Genomic DNA, 25,816 nt, shown 5'->3' with positions numbered 1-25,816 from the left:
ACATCAGTAGAGTGGACTATGTCACAAAGCACGTCGCCTAAAGCAGAATCGACACGAAACGTCGTCGTGCCGTTCGCCCGTGCGCTGGGATTATTGGCAGCGTTCACACCTGGCGATAAGTGGCTTGGAAATCGCGATTTGGTCACCCGAACCAGCTTGCCTGCGTCGACAGTAACGCGCATTGTTCAAACCCTGGTGACGCTCGGTTACCTTGCCCATGATGCAGAGCGTCGCAAATATCGACTGATGCCGACCGCGCTGACGCTCGGGTATGGCGCTACTGCGAATTCCGCCGTGCAGCAAGTGGCTTACGCGTGCATGCAATCCTTTGCGGAGCGCCACAAAGTCCATGTGAATCTGAGCTCTCGCGATCGGCTGGACATGATCGTGCTTGAGAATTACAGAAGCGTGGAATCGACGCTTGCATTCAACTTGCATGTTGGTGTCCGTCTGAGCGTGGCGTCTTCCCCGACAGGGTGGGCACTGCTGGCGGCTTTGCCGGAGCTGGAGCGTTATTATCTGCTGGAGAACATCGAACGTCGTATGCCTCGAGATTGGCCACGATTGCGGCGCAGGGCGCTTGAAGGGCTTGAGCAAGTAAGTCGGGCCGGGTTCTGCACCTCGCTCGGAGAATGGGATAGAGAGATTGGTATCGTGGCAGCGCCATTGTTGGTGGAGGAACATGCCCCGTTAGTGCTGACCTGTATAGGATCGAGCCAGACGATGACGCGGGCCAGAGTCGAACGCGAGATTGGTCCGCACCTGCTTGCGATGGTATCGGCCATTCACAAAAAGGTGTCTCCATGACAGGGAATAGGGCGGATTCAGGCAGCGCAAACGTCTTGACCGTACAGCGTGGCATGCAGGTGCTGCGCGCGTTTCGCTCTGATCGCGCGCCCCTGTCCAATGCGGAGCTTGTGCGGCGAACGGGATTGCCCAAGTCGACGATATCGCGGCTGACCACGACACTGCTTACTCAGGGTTTCATCCGCCATGTTCCTGGCGGACGGGAGTTCGAATTGGGCCCGGCGCCCGCCGGTATCGGGCATGCCTATATCGCTGGATGCGAACTGCTGCACATCGCTAATCCCTTTTTGCAGGAGCTCGCAGACGAGCTTGACGTTTCGGTAGCCTTGAGCATCCGCGATGGGTTTGAGATGCTCTATGTGGGCTACCGGGCCAGTCACAAGGTAGGAACGCTGCGGCTGGGCGTCGGTTCGCTGCTGCCATTGGGCACCACCTCCATTGGCCGAGCCTATATGTGGGGGCTGCCCGCACAGGAGCGCGAAGACCTGCTTGAAATGTTGCGCCGCAATGCCGGGGCCTCGGCTGACTCGCTGATGCAGGACATCCAGGCTAGTTTCAACGAGCTGAAGCAGACAGGAATATGTTCTGTGCTTGCTGGTTTTCAGCGCGACGCTTATGGCATCGCGCTGCCGGTCGTCGTTGGCCGCAAAAACATTGTTATGAGCATGAGCTGCGGTAGGGCGCGAATTCAGCCGGATCTTGCGGCGGAGAGCAAGTTGATTGCCCCTGTGCTGCTCAAGGCCGCCGAACGATTCCAGAACCTGCTGGCCGATTTTGATGGTGAGCTGTGAGTGTGCTGCATCAGCCTATTTTTTACCTGCGCCTTCGAAAAACAGCGTGCATAATTGATCGGCCACGGCATCGAGTGAGCCTTTCCGCGGATTGAACCAAGTCTGTATGGAATTGATTGAGCTCAGAATGAACACGCGGCATAGCGCTAAATCTACATCGGGCCGAAGCAATCCTTCTTTCTTCAGATCTGCGACCAACGCACTCCATAGCAGCTGGTGTTGTTTGCGCCGCTCGATTTGTCGCGCTCGAGCTTGATCAGGTAGTTGCGCCAACAGGCGGCCGTGAGCGAGGGCGTAGTCGCCATATTTGATAATCGCATGCATCTGGCCCAATACCGCGGCGCGGAACCGCTGTTCTGCGCTCGCGTTGGGTGGCAGGGCGTCAAGATGCTCTTGCTGATGCTGAAGAATGCTCTCTGCGCCATGTGACATGACGGCTTCCACGAGTTCTTCTTTTGACGCAAAGTGATAGTAGATGCTGGCCGGCTCAATGCCAACTTGATCCGCAATGGCGCGTATAGTCGTCGCTTTATATCCCTGTGTACTGAATGAGCGTGCTGCTAGTTGCAACAGTTTTTCTCGAGTGTCCGGTGGCGGGGCTATTTGCTTTTTGCTCATAGTGTGCGCTATTTGCCTGATGGTGGAGTGTAGGTGGCGCTAATCTAACTAATATAAGTTAGTTTAGCTATCACTTGATTGTTAGGCAATAGATTAACAAGGGGACAAGATCAGCGCCAGCTTAAAATAGGCTGATGCAGGTGTTCCCTGAGGGGGTTAACGCAGTAATTTCGTTGTCCGTTCAGCCAGGTGTTCCTGAACGAGGCCTGCTTCCTATCGCGTTTTCCAACCCTGGGTGTGTTGCGTACTCATCGCCTTTTCCAGCTCACTTCGTTGTGTAGGATGGGCAATTCCTATCATGCGATCGATACGCTGCGAGAGTGTCAGTCCCCTAAGGTCGACAACCCCGTGCTCAGTGACAATCACACAAGAGCAGCTTCGTGGTACGGTAACTGGACCACTCAATGCGGCGACGATACGGCTTTTGCCACGCGCCATGGAGGGCAGCGCGACGACGGGCAGGCCTCCCTTGCTCGCGTTGGCGCCACGCAGAAAATCAACGATACCCCCGACTGCACCCAGATACATGCTTCCAGCCATCTCCGAGTTTACCTGTCCGGTGACGTCCACCTCTATCGCCGAGTTGATTGCGGTGAAACGGTTGAGGCTGGCAAGTACTTGCGCATTGTGCGTATACGCCGTACTGCGCAAGGCCAACTGTGAATTGTTATGCGCAAAACGTCTGAGTCGTGGACCGCCCATCAGAATGCCTCCGATTGTTGTGCCCGTGTCGACGCCTTTGCGAGCATTCGTCAGCGCGCCTGATTCGGCAATCCTGACGATGCCTTCTCCGAGGCTGCCAGAGTGCAAGCCAAGATCCCGGTGGCTGATCAAAGCCGCCAGAATGGCGTCCGGCACAGCGCCAATACCCGTTTGCAGTGTTGCGCCATCCTGCACCAGAGATGCCACATGGCGTCCGATTGCCTGTGCTATGGGTTCCGGTTCGGGTTCCGCCATGTCAAGACTGGTGCCGTCAGGCTCGATATCGCTTTCAATGAGTAAGTCAATCTCATGTTCTCGCAGGTAAGGACCGCCATAGGTCCATGGCACCAAGGGATTGACCTCCGCCAGAATCATCCGGGCGCTTTGTAAAGCGGGAACGAGATACTCCCGCGCCATTCCAAGGCTGTATCGCCCCTGTTCATCAGGTGGCGACAGCTGAAGCAGGACGACATCTGTTTTCAGTGCGCCTTGGCCGAGCAAGAAAGGCAACTCGGAATAATGATCCACGATAATATCCAGCACGCCTGCCTTGGCGAGCGTGCGGTTTGAACCGCTGCCGCAGTAAGCCAGATAGTCGAACGTATCGGCATACTCAGGCCGAAGAATATCCTGGAGGCCGTGTCCTATTCCGAGAAAAAGCCGAATTCTGCCAAACTGATGGCGTTGGGCCGCAAGCGCGCGAAGAAGCGTTAGTGGTTGAGCATCCGCTTGACCGAATGTGAGTGTATCGCCAGGCCGAATGAACTGTGCGAGGTTGGGCGCTGATGCAGAACGCATATCGCAAGCTATCCTGAAGACATAATAATCAGCATGCGTGCTTGCCGTCAGTCCGTCAATTTTTTCTTGGCCTTGTTCCGTGCTTTGGTACATTCCGATTGCTCCATGGGTATAGCGGCTTTATCCGCTCGGTAGATCGCAAGGCAGTTTCCTCTTGCCGAAATGCGGGTTCGACTATTTGCACTTGGATCATCAGGATATGCAATCTATGCTTGACCATCGCTACGCAGGTGGCCAGCCTGAATACTTGACTATCAACGGAGCAGGGCGGCATGGAAAAGATCAGCTCGATCGACACATTGAAAGACAAAGTCGCCATCGTGACCGGTGGGTCCGGTGGTATTGGAAGAGGTGTAGCCTTGCAATTGGCGGCGCGTGGCGCACATGTGGTCATTAATGGCAGGAGTCGGGCCAGAGCGCAGGCTGTGCTGCAGGAGATTCGCGATCTCGGAGGGCGGGCCTGTTTTGCGGCGGGTGATGTATGTTCCAAGACTGACATGGACTCAGTCGTTGCTGAAGCGGAGCGGCAGTATGGTGGGGTTGATATAGTGGTCGCCAATGCGGGCGGCAATGATGACGAAGCTCGTACGCCCCAGGTTCGAGGGCCGTTCGAGTCCATTGATCTTGAGCGCGTCACAGCCTTCGTAGGGAAGGCAATGGCAGCTAAGCTGATGATCGTGCAGGCGGCTGTGCCGAGCATGCGTCAGCGCGGTGGCGGCAGCGTGGTGTTTATCACATCCGAAGGGGGGCGAAGCCCCACGCGGGGCCAGACTGCCATTGCCACATTTTCAGGCGGCTTGATCGCAGGCAGCAAGGTACTTGCCAAGGAGTTGATTAAGGACAGAATCCGCGTGAATTGCGTATGCGTTACCGTGGTTCGCGACACACCGTCCTGGAATGCCGCTTTTGGCGCGCAAAGCGTGGTGTCGGAGATGCACCGCAAGCAGTACGAAACTATTGTGAGCCGAAGCCCGCTGGGGGTGGCCGACCCTTTGGCGATAGGCAATATCGCGGCTTTTCTTGCGTCCGATGACTCGGCCTATCTTACTGGCGCAGCCGTCAGTCCGACCGGCGGGCTGACGATACACTGACCTAGTGCAGGCAGATCACGCGAAAGAGAGGATCGCTGCTGCACGTATACTCGATTTTCAGCGACACTGCGGTTTACGCATCGTGCTTTCCAAGTAAGTGCTGTTGCTGGCTTGAGGCCGAGTTTCGGTCATCATTCACCAGGGCATGGGTTAACACGCAGAGCGGGTCAAACGTGTGTTCGGTGCGAGCGGAAATAAATACCAGTTGTGAGATTTCGTCCACTGCGGCCCCCTGCTCAGCGAGCTGTTCCAGCCTCCAGCGCTTGCCGCAGAATTGCACCAGCCAAGGAGTGTTCTCGTTGAACAGCCACACGATGCCCTTGGCCCTAATCACTTGAGGCGGCAGAGCATTGAGGGCGTGCTCCAAAGCTGGCCTTGAAAAGCGCCTATGACTTTCAAAGTGGCTACTGACAAATTGCTCCGATGAATGAGCACTATGGCCGAGATGGAATTTTCCGTTATCGAAGTTGCGATGACTGCTCATTTTTTGGTGGGGCTGTAGTGCGACGCCAAATACCAGAGCAGGGTCGACTTGGCCGTGAACGCAAGTCAACATCTTGGCATTGGGGGCATGCGCACCCAGCCAATTCTGTAAATTCTTCAGATCGAGGGCATCAATCAGATCGGTTTTATTGACGAGTAACAAGTCCGCGGCCCGCAGTTGGGCGTGAACGATGTCGCCTACGTATCGGTCAGCAGCGTGGTGGCGCACTGCTTCGGCATCAACCATCGTGATGATCCCTTCGCTGGAGAATCCCACACCGCCGTGACCGATCTGAGCAATTTTACTCGGATCACCTACGCCGCTGGCCTCTATGACGATGCGGTCCGGCGGGTTGGGTAATGCCAGTACGTTGAGGAAAGCCTGCATCAAGTCACCTCCCACCGAGCAGCACGCGCAGCCATTGGTGAGTTCGAGAATGCCGCCAGCAACGCCATCGTGTTCCGGCTGCTCGCGCGCAATCAGTTTGGCGTCGATATTGATTGCGCCAAAGTCATTGACCATCACCAACACACGTTCACCGCTATGGGTTCGCAGCAAATGGTTAAGGAGTGTCGTCTTGCCCGAGCCGAGAAACCCGCCCAGCACGGTCAATGCAATATGCTTGCTCATCACGTTTGTTTTCCGGCCGGGAAGATGCGGCCGCCCAATACGGTTCCCCAGATCACGACGTCACGAAGCGCGTCGGGCGCTACCTCAAGCGGATCCTGTTCGAGCACAGCGAAATCGGCATACTTACCGACTTCGATACTGCCGGCAACATGATCGAGCTTGAGTGTATGGGCCGCCCCCAAGGTCATGGCTCGCAGCGCATCGTAGACAGGGATACGTTCTGACTCACCCATAACGCGGCCCTTGTCCGTATAACGGTTGACGGCACACCAAGCGGTAAATAATGGCCCGATGGGCGTGACGGGAGCGTCGGCATGCATTGAGTACACTACGCCGCACTGACGTGCCGTATTGGCTGCATTCATGCGGTTTGCGCGGTCTGGCCCGACCGTCGCCGCGTAGTGCGCCTCGCCCCAATAGTACAAATGGTTGGAGAAAAGGTTTACACATATTCCAAGCGCCGCCATGCGTTTAAACTGACTGGCGTCAGCGAGCTGGCAATGCTGCAGCGTATGACGATGGTCCCAGCGCGGCTGGTCTCGCAACACGACTTCTACAGCGTCGATCGCGACGTCAGTGGCTTCGTCGCCGTTGGTGTGGATATGGACCGTCAGCCCGGCATTATGGTAGGTGGCGAGGAGCTCAGCCAATTGTTGCGGAGGTACCAGCCATAACCCGTTGGGCGCACCGTTGTGGTAGCCGGGCCAGCGCATGCGTGCGGTGAAGCCTTGGATGGAGCCATCAATAATCAGTTTGACCAGGCCGAAATGCAGTTTGTCTGTATTGTGCGCACGTGCTCGTGTGACCCGCGCCAGGCCTATGCCTTCCAGATCGCGTGTAGGTGCATAGGCGGGCACCAGGCGCAATGGGTACTCGGGATCGGCGGTAACGCGCACCAGACTATCCACCACTTCATCTTGCAGGCTGTTGACGAGATCGGTGGCTGTGGTTACGCCAGCCTGCTGGGCGAGACGACCAAAGCTCCACATGCCTTCCTCGGATTGACCTGCGCTGTAATAGGGGTTTCCGATGAGCTTGAATACCAGGAACTGCGCAGCGAACTCTTGAAGTTCCCCGGTGGGGTTGCCGTGGCTATCCTTGGGGATACCTTCAACGGGTGTGCCGCTGTTTATGCCCGCGCGCTGCAGCAGCGTGCTGTTGACATTCATCAGGTGTCCACTCGCGTGAAGCACAATCACTGGCCGCTCGGTGGAGACACGATCCAGATGACCTACCGCCATACGCTCCCCACCAAAATAAATGGGATCGAACCCCCAGGCCAGTAGCGGTTGTGCCTTGTCCCCGAGCTCGGTTTCGGCTTCCCGCAGTCGGGTAACGACTTCTTCTATCGTCTCGAGGCCAGGCCATACGCGGCCATTTGGATCCCGGTGGCTATGATAACCAACATAGACGAACTTCCACATGCCGCCCTCCAGGAGGTGGGAATGCCCTTCAATCATGCCGGGCATCAGGATCTTATCGGCGAAAGTCTTGTTCAGATGCGCTGGCCCCCATGCCGCCACAGAAGCCGCATCGCCCACGGCAAGCACTTTTCCGTCACGAACGGCAACATGGGTAGCGGTCGGCTGCATGGGGTTCATGGTGATGATTCTTCGGGCCACGAACACCGTGGTGGGATGACTCATTGGTAACTCCTGTATCTGGTGCCTGGGAGAGGGTTATCCAAGCTGTTCTGCGCGGGGGCACTGGGAGATAGCGCGTCTGAGGCGCGATCAGCTATCGGCGGTAAATCCGGAAGCCTCGACGATCGGCTTCCATTTGGCGCGCTCTTCCAATATTTGTTGACGCAGCTCCGCGCCGGGCTTGCCACTCATCTCAAGGCCTAATGGCGCGATTTTCTCGACAACCTCGGGGTCCGCTGCCGCATCCAGCAGCGCCTTTTCGATCTTGGCAACAGTCGCCGCAGGGACACCTTTGGGAACGAAGGCGCCATACCAGCCCGAGGCTGCCTCAAATCCGGGAGCGCCGGCTTCTTGAAAAGTGGGTACCTCCGGAAGCAGTGTCGAGCGCTCCGTGCCCGTCACTCCGAGAAAGCGGATCTTCCCTGAGCGGTATAGCTCGACCTGGCCGGCGACAGCATCGATACCGAGCGGTAGCGTTCCGCCTATTTCATCGGTGAGCATCATGGCTGCCCCTCGATAGGGGATGGGGACCAATGGGATGTCAATGGCCTCGCTGAGCGTAAGCAGCCCGAAATGGAGCACGCCTCCGAGTGCGGAAAGCCCCACGCTGCCCTGGCTGGGATTCTGCTTAACCCATGCCAGATACTCTTCCATGGTGCGGTATGGTTGCTGCACACCGGCAGACGCAACCGCCGGAACATTGGCAATCCGGGCAATCGGCTGAAGATCCGCATCAGCATCGTACGAAAGCCGCTTATAGGTCAAGGGGAAGATAATTAATGGCGACGATGATGAGATAAGCACAGTGTTGCCGTCAGCAGGCGCACGTACGACATGCTCCAGTGCAACCCGCGATGATGCGCCAGGCCGGTTCTCAACAATGACGGTCTTCCCCAGTGATATTCGCAACTTTTCTGCCAGTGTGCGAGCGAGGATGTCGAGCGCGCCGCCCGGCGCGAAGCCGATGACGATGCGCATTGGTGCGTTGGAACTTGCCGCGGTTGCCGTTGGTGAGATTGCGCTGGTACCGAGCGCTAGCGCGAGAAGAGGTATCAGCAGGCGTGTACGGTTTCGTTTAATCATGTCGTCTCCTTAATGATTGTTCTGACGGTTTTGTTCAGGTATTGGCAAAAGCCGTGTGGGTATCAAGGGGGTAGATGGGGCGTTTCAGGCTCTGAAACGGAAACTGACTATAGTCGGAGCTACATACGCCTGGGCCGGCAACCAGTATGACTTCGTTGACGATGGGCTCGAATCCTGCACGAAAATGCTGGCGGGATTTGATCAGGATGTAGTCATGATGCGAGGGGTCAATGCCAGCGTGTGTAAACACGCCCGTATCGAAAGGTTCTTGTGGTTTCTCGCAGATAACGATTAATGCTCCTTGAACATCAAACACCACCGTCCTGCCCAGGCTCAACATCATGCCCGTATACATGGGTCCTCTGACTTGGTAATTCCCGTCAGTGATGCATCGCACACAGCCTGTCAGGGTTAATGGGCGGCCTTTCATGCCTAGTGCGGGTATATCCGTCTTTCCTCCTACATCGACGGTAACGGTTTCCCCGATGCCAGCTGAAATCAGGACGGCAACGGCGTGAGGATCCCAGAAAGGGCCGGCGACAAGGTTCTGCAACTTTTGTTGCAGCACTTCTGACAGCACGGTCATGTCGTCTGTCGTTCCACCGGCCCCGCAGTTGTCGCCGTGATCCACCAGCAGAACCGGCCCGTTCGTGGCATGTTTGGCGCGGGAGACGGACACTGCCAACGGTTCGACAGGGAAAACGAAATCTGCGCGCCTCGCCCATGCCATTTGGCAAAGTTCCCTGAGCAACTGCTGTGCTGCCGGTCCTTGCAGGTTATCGGCAACGATCACCACAGTCAGTCCCGCATCAGGGATATCGGACAGAGGAAACCCACCGAATACCGAGGCGTTCAGCACGGCGCCGGAACGTTCGGCGGCGATGGCGAGATCCATAATGTCCTTCATCGGCTGCGCACTCGGTGTTTGTCGCAACATATGGGTGAGCATGGGCAGGGTGCGCCAGTAAATTACCGGTTGGGTCGTCCCCTGCAGCGTTTTCATCAAAGTATTGGCTGCCCTGACGCCGGTTTCATACACATCAATATGCGGATAGGTGCGATACCCGGTGATCACTGTCGCGTGATCAATCAGTGAGCGACTGAAGTTCGCGTGAAAATCCAGCGCGACGGCAATTGGGATACCTGGTGCAGCAAGCCGGATACGAGTCAGCAATTCACCTTCTGCGTCAACATAGTCTTCTGTCACCATGGCGCCGTGAAGATCAAGCATCACGGCATCGCAGCCGGCGCGAACCGCGTCGACAATGGTCGTGGCCATTTTCTCGAACGCTGCCGCAGTGACGATTCCGCTAGGTACGGCGCTGGCCAGTAACGGCATCACCACCTCGTCGCCCTGTGCGGTTGCAATATCGATGAATGCCGCCGCCGCACTCTTGGAGCCAAGGCATACCTTGATGGCTTCCTCGCCTTGCAGCGGCTCGTCGGTCTTGCTTGCACGATTGAAGGCAGAGAGCGGGGTGGGGCGCGGAGAGAACGTATTCGTTTCATGTCTCATTTGCGCAATGACAAAACGCATTGATGCCTCCTTCTGTCGGATTCCAAGCTCACGCTTGTGTTCCGTGCTACGGTTCTGGTGACCAATTCCATGAGCAGCTTCGAATTTTCCCGGCGGGCTCATCTATCTAATGTTTGTTTGGCTTCCATGAATATAAGAAAGCTACGGCGCGGGAACAAGCGAATTAATGTTGTCATGGGTTGAGAAACTGGTTAACTTGAGATTGAATTGTCTGGAGAAGAGGCTTTTGATGCCAACGTTTAATTCCTCTCAAGCCTTGCTTAATCGCCTGAAGCTGCGACACCTGCGCGTCGTACTTGCTCTGCATGAGATGGGTACTGCTGTGGCCGTGGCGTCGCGCTTTCATGTGAGCCCTGCAGCCATTTCCAAGACGCTGGCAGAGATCGAAGGCATCGTTGGGATGCCGCTTTTCGAAAGGGGTGCACGTGGGTTGCTGCCTACAGAAGCGGGACGCGATCTGATCGAGCATGCCAGTGTGCTGCTTGCACAGCTGAGCAGGCTGGCAGATTCGCTGCAAGCCGTGCGAGAGGGAAACAAAGGAAAGCTTCGTATCGCCTCGCGAACCGCATCAGTTCAATGGCTTCTTGCACAAGTCACCAGTGATTTTTATCGAGATCATCCACTCGTTCAGATCAGCATGCTTGATGGCGCGATCAACGAGATGTTGGAGAATCTGCGATCGGGGTTGTTGGACTTGCTGTTTGCCTATGATGATCCGCGATTGTCGGGGCCCGAGTTTGAGAGGGCATCAGTACTTGCCGCGCAAAGGGTTGTCATCGTGGCGAGCGTTGGTCATCCTATACATACTGCTCACAGCTTTAGCGCCCAGCAATTGGCGCTATTGCAATGGTGTATTCCCCCGGCAGGATCACGTATGTTGTATTTGTTGCATGCGGCCTTTCACGCGCTGGGATCGGCACCGCCCTTGTCGGGGATATGTATTGCGGACATGGCGTACTTGTCAAACCTCATGCAAGCGGGGCAGTTCTTGACAGTATGCCCCGAGCAGGTGGCAAAGCAGCTAGAGAGGGCCAAAATCGCGAAAACGCTAGATTTTGAATTGAACAGCTACGTGGAGCCAGTTGTCATGGTCTGGAATAGCGTATTGACACCCCCGCCTCAGGTGCGCAGGTTCCGGGCGCTTTTGTTGCAACGGGTGGAGGAGTTGGGCATGGGCAACCCCTTCTGATTCCGGTACTCTTTTGCCACAGTTCGAATAGCGTCCAGAAACGCGGGGGCCGCCGCATTCAGCTGGGCACGCTGCCCGTTGCGCAGCGTGCCTGATATTGCCGCGCCGTGACAACGAAAGCGGCCTTTACCCTTATCTCAAATAGCGATCAAAAAACGCGAGTGAGCGTTCCTGCGCCAGCATGTAAGCGGCTTCATCGTAACTGCCGCGATGGTCGCAGCCGAAGCCGTGATCAGCGCCTTCGTAGACGATGATTTGCACATCAGGTTGCGCGGTTTTGATGGCGTTGACGTCGCTCATCGGAATGGACTTGTCTTGATCACCAAAGTGCATTTGCACAGGGACCTTGGGTGTCAGGGAGCGAGCGTCGGCAATGCCGCCGCCGTACCAGCAGACCGCCGCTTTGAGCTTATCCAGCTTGCACGCCGCTTGCCATGCCAGGGCCCCACCCCAGCAATAGCCGATGATCCCGATGGGTTTGTCGCCTAGCGCGTCGATCGCCGCCTGGATATCTGAAAGCGATGCTTCCAGGGCTAGTTTATTACGCAGCGCCCGCCCCTCCTGAATGTCATCCGGCCCATAGCCCAGTTCTATGTTGGGCGCGATCCGGTCGAATAGCGCGGGCGCGATCACTTCGTATCCTTCCGCCGCAAAACGATCACATACTTCACGGATGTGACCGTTTACGCCAAATATTTCCTGGAGTACGACCAGCGCACGAGGTGCGTCCGCGTCGCCGGCATGGTAGGCGGATAGGGTTGTTTCGTCTTGCGTTTTGAGCGTTCTGTTCAAAGCGGTCTCCTAGGAAATGGCAGGATTAAGAGCAGGAGAGAACGGAATCCGTCTCGCTCTTGTAGACGATACTGGCCGTGGGATGTTGCGCGCATGTCAACACAACATGCGTTTTTTCTGTTGAGGAATCGCCAGAACCGGGCGTTGATCGTCAGCGACCGTACCGTAGAAAAACATGATAGCCCACAACGTTCAGACGCTCACGAATATTGAGCGGGGCCCCGGAAACTCGCCGGGCCCGGCAGTGTGAGCAAGAAACCGAAAGCGTGCTGAATCGCGGCACGGACTCGCTTTCAATCCCTATATAACTGTCACAAACAAGATACATAAATGTATCTTGACGGCGAACTGAAACAGACTTTAAGATACGGTAACGTATCTTAAATATTCTGGAGCCTTGTATGAATCAACTTGTCCCCGCCCTCGATCGTTCAGGGTGGTATTTGCCACGGGGCCTTGCCCTTGCCGTGTTATGTCTAGCCCCGTTAGGTACTGTACATGCCGCAGAAAACGATCATGTGAAAATCGGGGTAGGTGCGGTAGTCAGTCCTCGCTACCAGGGCTCCGATGAGAATCACGTGGAACCTGCGCCTGTGGTGGATGTGCGTAAGGGCCGCTTTTTCGCCAGTTCCGGCGATGGCCTGGGTGTGAATATTATTGAAACGCCTCGTTTCACGGTGGGCGCGGGCGTCAATTGGATGAAAGGCTATGATGACAGCGACGTTCCCGACGGTATCGGCAAGCTGTCGAATGCGCTGGGAGGCCGCCTGTTTGTGTCAACCAGACTCGCGGGTTCGATCATCACGCTTTCCGCAACGCAGGCGATTACCAAGAGTGAGCGAGGCCTGCTTGCCAATCTGCGGGTGTCTTATCCTTATTCAGTCAATGAACGTTTGAAAATCATCCCCAGCGTGGCTGCGAATTGGGCCAGCGACAAATACATGGACAGCTACTTCGGCATCAGTGCGGAGCAATCCGCCAACTCCGGCTTGGCGCGATACAGTCCCTCGGCAGGATTCAAGGACTTTTCGCTGCGTGTTGCCGCTAATTACAATGTGTCCAAGCATTGGAGCGTCGTCGGTGCAGTCGGCGCCAGCCGCCTGGTGGGCGATGCGGTAGACAGTCCGCTGGTCAAGCGGAAAACGCAGGTAAGCGGCATTCTAGGGGTTGCCTATACCTTTTGATTAATGGCTATTAGCGGTGGCCGGGGGCTTTCCACGCAATCGGTCGTGAAGGTTCGCCAACCTTAATGCTGTCTGACAAGCGGCAGGAAAATCGTATCGACCCAGGCCGCGCACAGCTTTTTGGGTGGCGCTTTTCTGTTCATCAAGACATGATGCCGAATCAAATCGATCAGCAGCGTGTCAACCGGAGCAACGAGTTTGGCGGGATCTATTTCCTGGCGATCCACGGCGCGGCGTAGAATCAATGCCAGCTGGCTCGTTTTACCTGTTGTGAGCGCCCGGCGCAAATCGTTTGCGGAGGCGTACGTTTCACGGAACGCGTCGCTCGAAAGCAAAGAGAACACCGTGAGGAGGGTAGGCGCGTACGAGCCGAGATGATCGAGGTAATCCAGAAGCTCCGCCCGGACGTCGCCGCGATCGGCGGGTTCGACCGAATGCTTGACCAGTTGCTGCTGAATCGCAGCAACGGCCAAGTCGGCTTTATTGCGCCACCGTCGGGCAAGCACCGAACGGCTGGTATGCGCAGCACTCGCAACAGCTTCCATGGTCAGTCCGCTGTAGCCGTGCTTGAGCAGCAAGGACCAGGCGACTTCGATGATCGCCTGTTCAAGTTCAGCGCCTCGGCGCCGCGTTTTGACTGATTTGGATGTGCTCATGCATATCGATTCAAGGTCGTTTACCGACAAGTGTACGTCAATGCGGTTTGAGCGAGTATTTTTAAATCAGTTAGTCAGCTTCACGCGCCGGTATACAAACTTTCCAGATACGCTACTTCCTTAGCTGTTTGTGTCTCGAGTTCCTGTTTGACTTGCGCTCTTGTCAGTTGCGACTCGGTGGCTTCCTGAGGCAAACGGCCGGTGGCCTCTCCCTGTCGGGTCGCCCACGCCGGGTCCGCCTTGGCCTGCTCAAGCTCTTCAAGCACCTGCGCACGAGTCTTTACGCTGGGCCAATCGTAGACTTCGGTGCCGCCTTGTTCAGTGTTGTCGGGAACCCATTGAGCGAAGCTGGTAACGGGCGCCGCTACGGCAAGGGCGAAGAGGGCGAACAGTGTTTTGGAACGAACAGACATAATGGTTTCCTTTTGAGAAAAATGTTCACGTAGCGTTGTCGCTATGCGTGAGCTTGATGCCAGGCTTGCTGGCCAGGACTCCACTTTATTGCCTGCGCGCTGACCGTTGCGTGACGGCAGCGTGACAAATATGACATGTTTCATTCATTTTGATGACATGCCCTGATCGCAGATTTTGAACCGATCAGTCGGGTCATCCTGCGAGATGGGTACGGCGGAACGCCATTCTCGATCCTCAAGCGCCTGGGTAGCGTACCGTTCCATCCGGCTGAATAACCGCGCCCGTCGTCAGTTTGGCCAGCTCAAGGCGGCCATTTCCCATAATGTGACGTACTTCTTCGTGGCGCGCGAGAAGGTAATCGGTGACGATGCGTCGATGGCAGCGCCACCACACTGCTTCTGAGCACATGATGGCGCTGCGTCGTGTGTGCCCTAGCGCAATCAGTTGATCCAAGCCCAGCCGAAACTGATCGGACAGCGCATAGTCCGCATAGTTGTGAAAGCTGTCGTTCTCCCAGAAACCGTTAACGTCTCGGGGCACGGATTTTGATTTGCCGCGCAAGCCGCCAAGTTCGGCGATACGCTCATAGGCGATGTCAAACAGCAGGAGGGATTGCGGCAGGGTGTCCTGATTGAATTGTGGGTTTGCGCGTGAGCGCGGCACGGTTCTGATATCCACCAGTACTTCGATGCCGGCCTCTTTCAGCAGATCAGCAAACGCGTCCAGGCTACGATTTGAATGCCCGATCGTAAAGAACGGAAGTGGCATGTTCAGTCCTTGCGTAAGGGAGCCAGCAGCGGTTTCAATCCATTGTGATCCAATTCCTGCATCAATGCGAGGAGGCGTCCGATCTCGCCTTTTGGAAAACCAGTGCGTGCAAACCAGTTCAGATAGTGGCCGGGCAGATCGGCAATCAGCCTGCCTTTGTATTTGCCGAAAGGCATGGTGCGGGAAACAAGAAGTTCGAGATCTTCGGCGTGCATGGTCTGATAGAAAAATATTCTCTTTTGCGCTGTTAAACCCGGGAAAATTGATAATTTCTTATACGGTACTCCTTCTATACTCATCTTACACACACGCCGGGTTCGCGGCGAAAAATCATACAGGGTACCAATAATGAGAGAAGACTCCCGGCTCGTATGCGCGGGCCGCCATCCTGAGCGCTTTCAAGGCGCAGTCAATACACCTGTTGTGCGCGGTTCTACTCTGGTGAGTCCAAACATGGCCCACTGGTTGGACAGAAAGCAGAGGCAGGGGGTCGATGAGTTTGGCGTCAGCACGTATGGCCGTTTTGGCACGGCGACACATCATGCCTTGCAGGAAGCCATTATTGAAATTGGTGGCGGTTATCGCGCGCAGCTGTATCCGTCGGGGCTGGCGGCCATCTCCAGTGTGCTGACAGCATTGGTTTCCGCTGGCGATCATATATTGCTCACGGACAGCGGCTATCACTGGACATCGGAGTTCATCAATAACACGCTGGGCAGGTTTGGCGTACAAGTGACCCGTTACGATCCCAGGTTGGGCGCGAACATTGCCGAGTTTATTCAGCCCAACACCAAGGTTGTATTTGTAGAGTCGCCTGGATCCGAGACTTTTGAAATCCAGGACATTCCCGCCATCGCCGCTGCGGCCCATGCGCAGGGCGCCTATGTGGTCATGGACAACACCTGGGGCACGCCGCTGTACTTCAAGGCCTTTGAGCATGGGGTGGACGTCTCGGTTCAGGCAGCCACAAAATATATTGTTGGGCATTCGGACGCCATGCTGGGCATTGCAAGTTGCAACGAGCAGACATGGGGCGCGGTAAGCAAAACGTCGCAGAGCCTGGGGCAAACCTGCAGTCCCGACGATGCATTTCTCGCGCTGCGTGGCTTGCGTACGATGGGTGTTCGCTTGCGGCAGCATTGGGTATCGGGCCTGCAGATTGCTCAATGGCTCGAAGCACGGCCCGAGGTTGAAAAAGTGCTGCACCCTGCACTGCCCAGCCATCCTGGCCATGCCTTGTGGAAACGCGATTTTCTGGGCGCCTGCGGTTTGTTTGCCATAGCACTCAAGCCGGTGCCCGAGCACGCCCTGCATGCGTTTATCGATAACCTCGAGATGTTTGGCCTGGGTGTGTCATGGGGCGGCTACGAAAGCCTGGCATTGCCTTTCGTGCCTGCCGGACGCACCAGCACGCAATGGCCTTATGCCGGCCCGGGTGTACGCATCCATATCGGTCTGGAAGATACGGCGGACCTCATCGCAGATCTGGAGCGCGGGTTCAGCGCCATGGCGAAATCGATGCGAACGGCGAGCGTTGAGGATACGCCGGTGCAGGCGTCGGCCTAGGCTCGGTTCAGGGCAGCAGCATCGCAGCGATGCTGCTGTGTGCCGCCACCAAGGCTGCCGAGATTGCCGGATCGTCGGCGGAATGGCCTCCTTGCTGTATGCCCATCAGCTGTGCCTGTGGCCAGGCCTGGCTTAGCCGATGCGCGGCGCGAAAGGGTGTGACCACATCATAGCGGCCCTGAACAATAATGGCCGGTATGCGCTGCAGTGTTCCGATGTGGTCCAGTATGTGGTTGTCGGGCATGAAAAAGCGATTTACGCAGTAGTGTGTCCAAAGCCGCCCTATCTTGAGTGCATGTTGTGGGTCGATCACAGGCGCTGCTGTTTCGTCGGGAACAAGCCGCGTCATCGGCGCCATGTATTCGCGCAGCCGCATGGCCGCAGGCATATGAATCGCTGGATCGGGGTTTGTCAGCCGTTGGTAATAGGCGTGCAGGAGATCGTCTTGCTCCTCTTGCGGTACATAGGTGCGCAGCCGCTCATGCAGGTCGGGAAACATGATGTCGCGACCATTAAACCACCAGTCCACCTGATCCTGTCCGCCCAGGACAATGCCGCGCAGCACCAGACCGCGCACATGCTGTGGACAGGCAATGGCATATGCCATGGCAAGGAAGCTGCCCCATGAGCCGCCGCTGACCAGCCATCGCGACACGCCCAAGTGTGCGCGCAGACGCTCGATATCGTCCAGCAGATGCTGTGTCGTGTTGGCGCTCAGGCCGGCTGCGGGTGTAGATTGCCCAGCGCCGCGCTGGTCAAACATCACCAGTCTGTATACGTCTTTGTCAAAGAAGCGGCGATTGCCAGGGCGTGATCCGTCTCCCGGGCCGCCATGAAGCAGTACGGCAGGAATGCCTTCGGGGTTGCCGGATTGTTCATAGTACAGGCGATGGCCATCGCCAACGTCGAGCCAGCCGGTGTCAAAGGGATCAGCTATGGACATAATGACCTTCGTCTACTTTGCGCATGATGCGCTGTTGAGGAATGAAATCCAGGCCGCGTATCGCACTTGCGGGCTCCTGGCCTGAAACGCTGCGCGCCCGACCTCGCTGGGACGGATCGGCTATGGGCACAGCGTCGATCAGGCGCTTGGTATAGGGGTGCTGCGGGTTGCGAAATATGGATTCCCGGGGGCCGATTTCCACGATTTCGCCCAGATACATCACCGCCACGCGATGGCTTACCCTTTCCACGACAGCCATATCATGCGAAATGAAAAGATAGGCGATGCCATGCTCAGCCTGCAACTCCATGAGCAGGTTCACCACTTGCGCCTTGATGGAGACATCCAGCGCAGACACGGCTTCGTCAGCCACGATAACGTGCGGGTTCACCGACAGCGCGCGCGCGATGCAGATGCGCTGTCGCTGACCGCCCGAAAATTCGTGTGGATAGCGGTGCGCGGCATTGGGCGACAGCCCCACGCGCTTCAGCAGCCTGGCGACGGTGTCGCGTATTTGTTCGCGCGGCACCGTGCCATTGATGAGCAGTGGTTCCGCAATCGACGCGCCTACCTGCATGCGTGGGTTCAGACTGGCAAAGGGATCCTGGAAAATCATCTGAATCCGGCTGCGGCGCTCGCGCAGCGCATTGGCATCCAGTTGCATAAGGTCTTCGCCGCACAGTTTTATGGAACCTGTGGTGGGCTCGTTAAGGCGAAGAATGGACCGGCCGGTGGTTGATTTTCCCGATCCGGATTCTCCGACCAGCGATAGGGTTTCTCCGGGCTGCAGCGTAAAGCTGATGTTTTCGACGGCATGCACGCGGCCCTTGAGCGCCTTGAACATGCCGGCGCGAATGTCAAAGCGCGTCGTGAGCCCCTTGACCTCCAGTACCGGGGAGGCGGCCGCCTGTACGGTGACATGTTCTTCAGGATCCTGGCCGGCCACGCCGTCCACGCTCGCGATGGTAAAAGGGCGTGGATGCCGGCTGCCCACCATGGAACCCAAACGTGGAACGGAAGCCAGCAACATGCGTGTATAAGGATGTGTGGGACGACAAAAAATTTCCGATGTGGCGCCTTGTTCTACGACCTTGCCGTGGTACATGACCAGCGTGCGATCCGCGATCTCTGCCACCACGCCCATGTCATGAGTGATGAACAGCACTGCCATGCCGTCTTCCTGCTGAATGGTGCGGATGAGTTCAAGGATTTGAGCCTGGATGGTCACGTCCAGCGCAGTGGTTGGCTCGTCGGCAATGAGCAGTTTGGGCTGGCAGGCGAGCGCCATTGCGATCATGACCCGCTGCCGCATACCGCCGGAAAACTTATGGGGATACTCATCGACGCGTGATGCCGCGGCGGGGATCTGTACGCGGTCGAGTAGCCGGATGGCCTCGGCGCGGGCCGCTGCGCGTGACAATCCACGATGCCGGCACAAGGCTTCTGATATCTGGAAACCTATCTTCAGCACGGGGTTCAGGCTGGTCATCGGCTCCTGGAAGATCATGGCCATGTCGTTACCGCGGTGCTGGGCATACTGAGGTGCCGATAACGACAGTAATTCCACGTCCTGCAGGCGAGCGCTTCCTTTTACCCGGCTGATCCGGCGGGGCGCAAGCCCCATCAGGGAGAGGGCAGTCATACTTTTGCCTGATCCGGATTCGCCCACCAGCGCTACGGTGTCGCGTGGCGCCAGCTCGAAAGAAACGCCTGAAACAACAGGCCGCCATTGCCCGTCTGCGTACAGTTCGGTGATCAGATTATCGACAGAAAGAACAGGTTGAATACGCATGCGAAAGGCCTGTGGTCAGAAAACACGACGAGGATCGAGCGCATCGCGCAATCCATCGCCGATGAAGTTGATGGACAGCACGGTAAGGAAAATGGCCGCGCCCGGAATCATCGCCGCATAAGGTACGATGCTCAGATAATCCTTGGCGTCGAACAGCAGGCGACCCCAGGTAGGGACATCGGGAGGGAACCCAAGCCCAAGAAAAGAGAGCGTCGACTCTGCAATGATGGCTACCGACACCTCGATGGTGCTGGCTACGATGACCGGCCCGAGGGCATTCGGCAGGATGTGTCGCCAGATCTGACGCCAGCGCGTAGCGCCTGCGGCCTGGGCGGCCTCCACGAACTCTTTTTCGCGCAATGACAGAAACTGAGCGCGTACGAGACGGGCGATCGGCATCCAGCGCAGTCCGCCAATGACCACCACCACAAGCACGAACACACCGCCTTCCACGCCGAACATCTGCTTGAGATTGTCGCGAAACAGGTAAAGAATCAGCAGCAGCAGCGGTAGCTGGGGCAGGGACAGAAAGACGTCGGTTACCCACATCAGGAACGGCCCGGTTCGGCCTCGCGAAATGCCGGATACCGCACCCACCAGAATGCCTATCACTGCCGACACCAGCATGGCCGTCACGCCCACTGCCAACGAAATACGGCCGCCGTACATCATGCGCGCCAGCAGGTCCTGCCCCAGGTCATCCGTGCCCAGGGGGTGTTGCCAGGAGGGCGGTTGCAGGCTGGCTGCCAGGTCGATATCGCTGATGCTGATAGGCCAGAACCAGGGCCCGATCACAACGCTCAGCACCAGCAGCAGCAGAATACCGACGCTCAGTGTCGCCAGCTTGTGTTGTGTGAAACGCCGGGCCAGATCCCGCGCAGCGGATACCGGCGCCGTGGTGTCCAGGGGCGGGGGTGTTTCAACTGAAACTGATGCGGGGATCGAGGAAGCCATAGAGTAAGTCTGCAATGAGGTTGAAGAAAATGACGAGGCAGGCAAACACGAACGTGATGGCCATGACAACAGGCGTGTCGCTGGCAAGAATGGCGTTGATCAGCAAGGACCCGATGCCTGGTACGCGGAAGATTTCCTCGGTGACGATGGCGCCGCCGAATACCATGGGCATCTGCAGCGCGACCATGGTCACCACCGGAATCATTGCGTTGCGCGCCGCGTGACCGATGATCACGGTACGCTCGTGCAAGCCCTTGGCTCTTGCCGTGGTCACGTAATCCAGACCTACTACGTCCAACATGGCCGAGCGTACGTACCGTGTATACGAGGCTCCCTGGAACAGCCCCAGCACGGCAATGGGCATGATGCTCTGCTTGAACTGATCCCAGGCCCACTGCCAGCCCGTTGACGAGAGGTCCGATCGATACACGAAAGGCAGCCAGTCCAGATTGATGGAGAACACCATAATGAGCAACAGGCCGGTAAAAAACGTCGGCAGGGAGAATCCGACGAAGGCGAAGGTGTTGGCCAGTTGATCGAAGATGGAGTATGGCCGGATGGCGGCCAGAATGCCGACGGGCAGGGCGACCAGCAGTGCAAGGACTTGCGCTGAGCCGATGACATACAGTGTAGTGGGCAGACGTTGCAGAATGAGTTCGTCGACATTGATGCGGTTGGCGAACGAGAACCCCCAATCGCCTTGTGCCATGGCGCTTAGCCAGTGAAAGTAGCGTACCAGCAGCGGATCATCGAGCCCGAACTGGGCGCGCAGCGCAGCCCGTACCTCGGGCGGTATGACGGGATTTTGCGCAAGCTCGCCGAATGGATCGCCGGGCGCCAGGGCGAGTACCGCGAACAAGATGAGACTGATTGCCAGCAGGCTGGGCAGGGCGATCAGCAATCGCCGAAGTAAGTATGAAACCATTGATGAAGTGTTCCTGTCCTGAACAAGGATGAAGACGGCAGATGCGTCAGGCGGTGCGATACCAGTCGGGCAGCCGCCACAATGTGCTGTCCCAGCCGCTCAGAAAGGGCGTGAGCTTTTTGCTGCGTGCAGCGACAACTGCGCGATGCAGCAAGGGCTGCAGATTGTTGCCGCCCACGATCAGATCGTTCATCTTGATGTAGATCTCCGCGCGTTTGACAGGGTCGGTTTCCTCGGCGGCGACTTTGAACAGCGTGTCAAATTCCTCATTGCGCCAGCGCAGCACGTTGCGCCCCTGCCAGCCATTGGCTTTGCTTGCCACTTCCCAAGACACGAACTGCGTCATGAACTTCTGCGGATCGGGCTCTGTCATGCTCTGGGTATACATCTGCATGTCGGCATAGAACTTGGTGTTGCTTTCGGGGTTGGCCAGGTCTGCGGAAAAGTACACCGAGGCATTGACGGACTTGAGTTCGAGCTCGATACCCGCCTCGCGACAGGCCTGCTTGACGATAGCCTGTGTTTTCTGGCGCGGCGCATTGATGGAGGTCTGAAAGATCATCGAAAGGCGCTTCCCGTCTTTCGCGCGCACGTTGTCTGCACCACGCTTCCAGCCTGCCTGATCGAGAATGTCATTGGCCTTCTCGACACTGTATTCATAAGAGGTATGAGGGGAGACGAAACGGTCGGGCGCATTGATGAAGTTGCGCACCGGCTTGCCCAGCCGGCCATAAATGTGTTGCTGGATTGACTTGCGGTCTATCAGAATGCTCACGGCTTCGCGAACGGCCGGGTCGCTGAACAGCGGGTGCTCGGTCTTGATACTGGAGCGCTCCCCGTCCACTTCTTTGTTCGGATCGGTTGGGTTGAGCTGAATGAACTCGATATTGCCGCCGTATGTGATTTCCAGTACGCCCCGGCCCGCGGCTTCCATGCGCTTGAGCAGCACATCTTCGACCAGCGTGTTCCAGGCATAGTCGTATTCGCCAGTCTGCAGAACCGCACGCGCCGCTGAGACGGCGTCTCCGCCGCCTTTGATCTCGAGCGTGTCGAAGTAAGGGCGACCGGGCAGGTGGTAATCGGGGTTGCGCTCGGCCTTGAGGATGTCGCCCGGGCGAAAATCCACATACCGGTACGGACCCGTGCCGACGGGTTTGAGGTTGGCCGGCGCCTCCCGCGATTTTGCGCCCACATAGTGCTCAAAATGATGTTTGGGGATGATCATGCCCACGACGCCCACGAAAGCATCGGCCCAGAACGGGGTCGGTTGATCGAAGGTCACCCGAATCGTCAGGTCGTCTACCTTCTCGACATGCGCATCTTTGTATGACCCGATAGTCACCGTCGCGGATGCCGGATCCGACGCATACTGCCAGTTGAACAGCACGTCGTCGGCAGTAAATGGCTTGCCGTCATGCCACTTGACGCCTGGCTTGAGCTTCCAGGTCACTGACTTGGCATCTGGCGAGACGCCACCGTTTTCAACTGAGGGCACTTCCGCGGCCAGCACGGGCATCAGGCGACCCTCGGGATCCCAGCCGGCCAGAGGTTCATAGAAAACCCGTGAACCCTCCTGGTCTTTGGTGCCTACCGCAAAATGCGGATTGAGCAATGTGGGGCCTTGCCAGAACAGCAGGCGCAATGCGCCGCCGCGAACCGCATCCGGAGGCAGTGGCGGAGTCGATGGCGCCGCCATGGAAACGCCGTGCCAGGATAGCAACTGTCCCGCGATGGGCGCGGCAAGGCCCAGCGCACCCATTCTCTGTATGAAAGTCCGGCGGGACAACCCGCCCGAACGTACGTGCGCGACCATGTCGCGCAGATGCGCTTCCTTCATTGTTCTGCCTCCGTCACCCTGAGGGGATGTTTTTCTGTTTGCACGGTGTAGCCGTGCGCCGAAGAACAATGATGCATGCCGGCGGACTGCCTGCCAATAACATAGGATGCGTACTTTCGTTCTAATTTGCGCAACACTTGGTTGGCGACGGCGTGGCAATACAATCCGTATTACAGGACCGCAGCGAATCATGTTCCTGGTCACGAATACGGAGTCCGTTCAATGCCAGAAGATATTCAGGAAACCAGGCTGATTTACCTTTTCGAATCCATACAGCGGGGCACCATGCGCGCGGCGGCCGATGCGCTCAATGTTGCGCCGTCCGCGGTGAGCCGGCAGATTGCGCTGCTGGAGCGCGAGCTCGCGCTGCCGCTGATCGAGCGGCATACCCGAGGCGTCAAAGCGACCGAGGCGGGGCAACTTGTACTGAGTTACTTCCGCGAACAGCTTGCGCACAAGAGAGATTTGCTCATGCAATTGCAGGAGATGCGTGGCCTGCACCGTGGTACCGTGCGGATTGCGCTGGGAGAAGGGTTCATTGCCGATTTGATGACGGGCCCGATGCACAGGTATGCGTCGGAATTTCCCGGGATATCGGTGATGCTGGACGTGGGCGGCACGAATGAGGTCATGCGCCGCATCACCGAGGATGAATCCGATATCGGCCTGGTGTTCAATCCGCCGCCGGACGCCAAGGTAGTTTCTCGCGCGTCAAGCCGACAGCCTGTCAATGCGATTGTGGGGCCCGCGTTTCCGCTATTGGGTCGATCCAACCCCATTGCTTTCGCGGAATGCCTGAAGTTCCCTGTCGCGCTTAACCATGATACCTATGGCATGAGACAGCTTCTGCATCTGGTGGAGCAAACCGAGCACGTACGCTTGCAGCCCAAGTTGACCACCAATTCTTTCTACGGGCTGCGAGCGTTCGTCAGTCAGGGGTTGGGCATCACCTTCTTGCCCGATTTCGTTGCGCATACTGAATTGCAGACTGGCGAGCTGGTGTCGATTCCGGTTAATCATCCCGTTCTTCAGGCCGCCGAGGTACATCTGATTACGCGCACAGGACGTAAGCTTTCCATGGCGGCCAACCGCATGATGCAATACATGTCGTCAGGCCTGACCTGTCTACGCGCCATCTGACTGCAAAGCGTGGACCAGGGCGACCCAATACTGGGTACCGATTGCCAGCGCCTTGTCGTTGAAGTCATAGTGCGGATTGTGCAGAGGCACGGTGGCGCCCGCATCCACGCCGAGCCAGATATAGGCGCCGGGCCGGGCATTCAACATGAAGGCGAAATCTTCCGACGCCATGGATGGTCTGCAATCGGTCTGCACATTGTCGTTGCCGACGACACGCGCAGCCGCTTTGGCGGCGATCGCCGTGGCATCGGGGGCGTTGATGGTGGCAGGGTAGCCAAGACGGTAGTCCACGTGCGCAGTCGCACCATAGGTGATCGCGACGCTCTGGCTGATCTCCTGCAGGAGATTGCGGATATGGTTTTGTGTCTCAGGGGAATAGCAGCGGACAGTGCCGCGTACAACGGCCTGATCGGGCAGAACGTTCCAGGATGCCCCGCCGTGAATCTGCGTGACACTGAGCACAGCCGTTCCGAGCGGACTGATTCTGCGACTCACGATCGCCTGTAGCGCAACCACAAGATTGCTTGCACAAAGCAATATGTCTTGCGCGGTTTCCGGCATGGCAGCGTGTCCTCCCTTGCCGCGCAAATCGATTTCAAAGGTGTCAAAAGATGCCATCATTGGCCCGGCGTTGATCGCAAACTGCCCCAACGGCAGCCCAGGCCAGTTATGCATCCCGAACACCATGTCGCAGGGAAATCGCTCGAACAAGTCATCTTCTATCATCGCTCGCCCGCCACCCTCGGCCTCTTCAGCGGGTTGAAAGATGAAGTTCACTGTACCTTGCCAATCCTCGCTGCGGCTTAGCGTCGCAGCCGCACCCAACAGCATGGCCGTATGGCCGTCGTGCCCGCAGCCGTGCATTTTTCCTGGATGAACTGACTTGTGCGCAAACTGATTGCGCTCATCCATGGGAAGCGCATCCATGTCGGCGCGCAGGCCAATGCAGCGCCCTTTGCCGCGCGTCAGAGTGCCGACCACCCCTGTTCGGCCTACCGCTTCGTATACCTGTATGCCATAGGACCTGAGCACTGTTGCAACCATCTTCGCTGTTGAAAACTCCTCGAATGCGAGTTCAGGATGCGCATGCAAGTGATGCCGCCAGCCCTTCATATCGTCAATGATTTCGTCCGTCAGTTTCATTCTTTTACCTGTAGTGATGACACGCCAGAAAGAACGGTACCTGTGCGTCAGAGCACGAGAAAGGGCACTACATAGCTCTTTTTGTTCTAATTTTTGCAACATCAATACTGACTGGACGATCGGCGCCTGACCGATCGGGGCGGGATTTCCCGACCTAATCATCAATTGGTACATCTACAAGCCAAAAGTTACTGAAGCGGAAAATCTAAATGGCAGGAATCAAAATATCCGGGCTGCGATTTGCGAGATATTGATGGAACGGTCAGATTCAACATTACAAGACCGACGGCGCTTTGAAACGTGAGCGACCGTATCTAGAACGAATAAAG

Annotated in this window: 24 protein-coding genes; 7 read left to right on the top strand and 17 right to left on the bottom strand. The window is 57.1% G+C overall.

What is annotated here, in order from left to right; translation table 11 throughout:
* Positions 1–18 precede the first annotated feature (18 nt).
* Positions 19–807, top strand: coding sequence for an IclR family transcriptional regulator (locus tag ERE07_RS16490; RefSeq protein ID WP_130010132.1), 789 nt, complete (start codon positions 19–21; stop codon positions 805–807).
* Complete coding sequence (locus ERE07_RS16485; protein ID WP_130010131.1) at positions 804–1,598, top strand: IclR family transcriptional regulator; 795 nt, start codon at positions 804–806, stop codon at positions 1,596–1,598. The genes ERE07_RS16490 and ERE07_RS16485 overlap by 4 nt, the downstream gene beginning before the upstream one ends.
* A gap of 15 nt (positions 1,599–1,613) precedes the next feature.
* Here ERE07_RS16485 and ERE07_RS16480 read toward each other — a convergent pair whose 3' ends face one another.
* A complete protein-coding gene (locus ERE07_RS16480; protein WP_130010130.1) occupies positions 1,614–2,216 on the bottom strand; it encodes a TetR/AcrR family transcriptional regulator in 603 nt (200 codons plus the stop codon).
* 213 nt (positions 2,217–2,429) lie between these two features.
* A complete protein-coding gene (locus ERE07_RS16475; protein WP_130010129.1) occupies positions 2,430–3,716 on the bottom strand; it encodes an acetyl-CoA hydrolase/transferase family protein in 1,287 nt (428 codons plus the stop codon).
* A gap of 272 nt (positions 3,717–3,988) precedes the next feature.
* On the opposite strand from ERE07_RS16475, the gene ERE07_RS16470 reads away from it, so the two are divergent.
* Positions 3,989–4,807 carry an SDR family NAD(P)-dependent oxidoreductase gene (locus tag ERE07_RS16470; RefSeq protein ID WP_130010128.1) on the top strand — a complete coding sequence of 273 codons (819 nt, stop codon included), beginning with the start codon at positions 3,989–3,991 and terminating at the stop codon, positions 4,805–4,807.
* Positions 4,808–4,880: 73 nt separating this feature from the next.
* Here ERE07_RS16470 and ERE07_RS16465 read toward each other — a convergent pair whose 3' ends face one another.
* From ERE07_RS16465 to ERE07_RS16450, 4 genes are all read right to left on the bottom strand, one after another.
* Positions 4,881–5,921, bottom strand: a complete 1,041-nt coding sequence (locus ERE07_RS16465; protein WP_130010127.1) for a CobW family GTP-binding protein — start codon at positions 5,919–5,921, stop codon at positions 4,881–4,883.
* A complete protein-coding gene (locus ERE07_RS16460; protein WP_130010126.1) occupies positions 5,921–7,567 on the bottom strand; it encodes an amidohydrolase in 1,647 nt (548 codons plus the stop codon). Before ERE07_RS16460 ends, ERE07_RS16465 begins: the two co-directional genes overlap by 1 nt.
* 87 nt (positions 7,568–7,654) lie before the next feature.
* A complete protein-coding gene (locus tag ERE07_RS16455; protein ID WP_130010125.1) occupies positions 7,655–8,647 on the bottom strand; it encodes a tripartite tricarboxylate transporter substrate-binding protein in 993 nt (330 codons plus the stop codon).
* A 34-nt stretch (positions 8,648–8,681) separates the two neighbouring features.
* Positions 8,682–10,184: a M81 family metallopeptidase gene (locus tag ERE07_RS16450; protein ID WP_130010124.1), complete on the bottom strand. Its 1,503-nt coding sequence runs from the start codon at positions 10,182–10,184 to the stop codon at positions 8,682–8,684.
* A 229-nt stretch (positions 10,185–10,413) separates the two neighbouring features.
* On the opposite strand from ERE07_RS16450, the gene ERE07_RS16445 reads away from it, so the two are divergent.
* The gene (locus ERE07_RS16445) at positions 10,414–11,373 is read left to right on the top strand and encodes a LysR family transcriptional regulator (RefSeq protein ID WP_130010123.1); all 960 of its coding nucleotides are present in this window, start codon (positions 10,414–10,416) and stop codon (positions 11,371–11,373) included.
* Positions 11,374–11,505: 132 nt separating this feature from the next.
* On the opposite strand, the gene ERE07_RS16440 is transcribed toward ERE07_RS16445, so the two are convergent.
* On the bottom strand, positions 11,506–12,165 hold the full coding sequence (locus tag ERE07_RS16440; protein WP_130010122.1) for a dienelactone hydrolase family protein: 660 nt from the start codon (positions 12,163–12,165) through the stop codon (positions 11,506–11,508).
* Between the two features lie 401 nt (positions 12,166–12,566).
* Here ERE07_RS16440 and ERE07_RS16435 point away from each other — a divergent pair, with 401 nt between their 5' ends.
* Positions 12,567–13,349 (top strand): MipA/OmpV family protein, encoded by a 783-nt coding sequence (locus tag ERE07_RS16435; protein WP_130010121.1) that lies wholly within the window; start codon positions 12,567–12,569, stop codon positions 13,347–13,349.
* Positions 13,350–13,411: 62 nt separating this feature from the next.
* Here ERE07_RS16435 and ERE07_RS16430 read toward each other — a convergent pair whose 3' ends face one another.
* From ERE07_RS16430 to ERE07_RS16415, 4 genes are all read right to left on the bottom strand, one after another.
* Positions 13,412–14,005 (bottom strand): TetR/AcrR family transcriptional regulator, encoded by a 594-nt coding sequence (locus tag ERE07_RS16430; protein WP_130010120.1) that lies wholly within the window; start codon positions 14,003–14,005, stop codon positions 13,412–13,414.
* Positions 14,006–14,085: 80 nt separating this feature from the next.
* Complete coding sequence (locus ERE07_RS16425) at positions 14,086–14,418, bottom strand: DUF4148 domain-containing protein (RefSeq protein ID WP_167670948.1); 333 nt, start codon at positions 14,416–14,418, stop codon at positions 14,086–14,088.
* A gap of 235 nt (positions 14,419–14,653) precedes the next feature.
* Complete coding sequence (locus tag ERE07_RS16420) at positions 14,654–15,187, bottom strand: DUF488 domain-containing protein (protein ID WP_130010118.1); 534 nt, start codon at positions 15,185–15,187, stop codon at positions 14,654–14,656.
* Positions 15,188–15,189: 2 nt separating this feature from the next.
* On the bottom strand, positions 15,190–15,402 hold the full coding sequence (locus ERE07_RS16415; RefSeq protein WP_130010159.1) for a DUF3820 family protein: 213 nt from the start codon (positions 15,400–15,402) through the stop codon (positions 15,190–15,192).
* Positions 15,403–15,535: 133 nt separating this feature from the next.
* On the opposite strand from ERE07_RS16415, the gene metC reads away from it, so the two are divergent.
* Positions 15,536–16,753: a cystathionine beta-lyase gene (gene metC, locus ERE07_RS16410; RefSeq protein WP_130010117.1), complete on the top strand. Its 1,218-nt coding sequence runs from the start codon at positions 15,536–15,538 to the stop codon at positions 16,751–16,753.
* Positions 16,754–16,760: 7 nt separating this feature from the next.
* Here the strand turns inward: metC and pip are convergent, their stop codons facing one another.
* From pip to ERE07_RS16385, 5 genes are read right to left on the bottom strand one after another with little or no spacing between them, the layout of a single operon-like run.
* Complete coding sequence (pip, locus tag ERE07_RS16405) at positions 16,761–17,696, bottom strand: prolyl aminopeptidase (RefSeq protein ID WP_130010116.1); 936 nt, start codon at positions 17,694–17,696, stop codon at positions 16,761–16,763.
* Positions 17,683–19,488, bottom strand: a complete 1,806-nt coding sequence (locus ERE07_RS16400) for an ABC transporter ATP-binding protein (protein ID WP_130010115.1) — start codon at positions 19,486–19,488, stop codon at positions 17,683–17,685. Before ERE07_RS16400 ends, pip begins: the two co-directional genes overlap by 14 nt.
* A gap of 15 nt (positions 19,489–19,503) precedes the next feature.
* Positions 19,504–20,442, bottom strand: a complete 939-nt coding sequence (locus tag ERE07_RS16395; protein ID WP_130010114.1) for an ABC transporter permease — start codon at positions 20,440–20,442, stop codon at positions 19,504–19,506.
* Positions 20,408–21,367: an ABC transporter permease gene (locus ERE07_RS16390; protein WP_130010113.1), complete on the bottom strand. Its 960-nt coding sequence runs from the start codon at positions 21,365–21,367 to the stop codon at positions 20,408–20,410. The genes ERE07_RS16395 and ERE07_RS16390 overlap by 35 nt, the downstream gene beginning before the upstream one ends.
* A gap of 46 nt (positions 21,368–21,413) precedes the next feature.
* The gene (locus ERE07_RS16385; RefSeq protein ID WP_130010112.1) at positions 21,414–23,204 is read right to left on the bottom strand and encodes a peptide ABC transporter substrate-binding protein; all 1,791 of its coding nucleotides are present in this window, start codon (positions 23,202–23,204) and stop codon (positions 21,414–21,416) included.
* A gap of 222 nt (positions 23,205–23,426) precedes the next feature.
* Between ERE07_RS16385 and ERE07_RS16380 the strand changes: the two genes are divergently transcribed.
* A complete protein-coding gene (locus ERE07_RS16380) occupies positions 23,427–24,344 on the top strand; it encodes a LysR family transcriptional regulator (protein ID WP_130010111.1) in 918 nt (305 codons plus the stop codon).
* Here ERE07_RS16380 and ERE07_RS16375 read toward each other — a convergent pair.
* The gene (locus ERE07_RS16375) at positions 24,330–25,487 is read right to left on the bottom strand and encodes a M20 aminoacylase family protein (RefSeq protein WP_130010110.1); all 1,158 of its coding nucleotides are present in this window, start codon (positions 25,485–25,487) and stop codon (positions 24,330–24,332) included. The genes ERE07_RS16380 and ERE07_RS16375 overlap by 15 nt on opposite strands.
* Positions 25,488–25,816: the final 329 nt, after the last annotated feature.

The organism is Allopusillimonas ginsengisoli (genome assembly GCF_004153455.1).
Classification (GTDB): domain Bacteria; phylum Pseudomonadota; class Gammaproteobacteria; order Burkholderiales; family Burkholderiaceae_B; genus Allopusillimonas; species Allopusillimonas ginsengisoli.
Note: the sequence above shows the minus strand (reverse complement) of the source record. Positions and strands in the feature narration are given on the sequence as shown.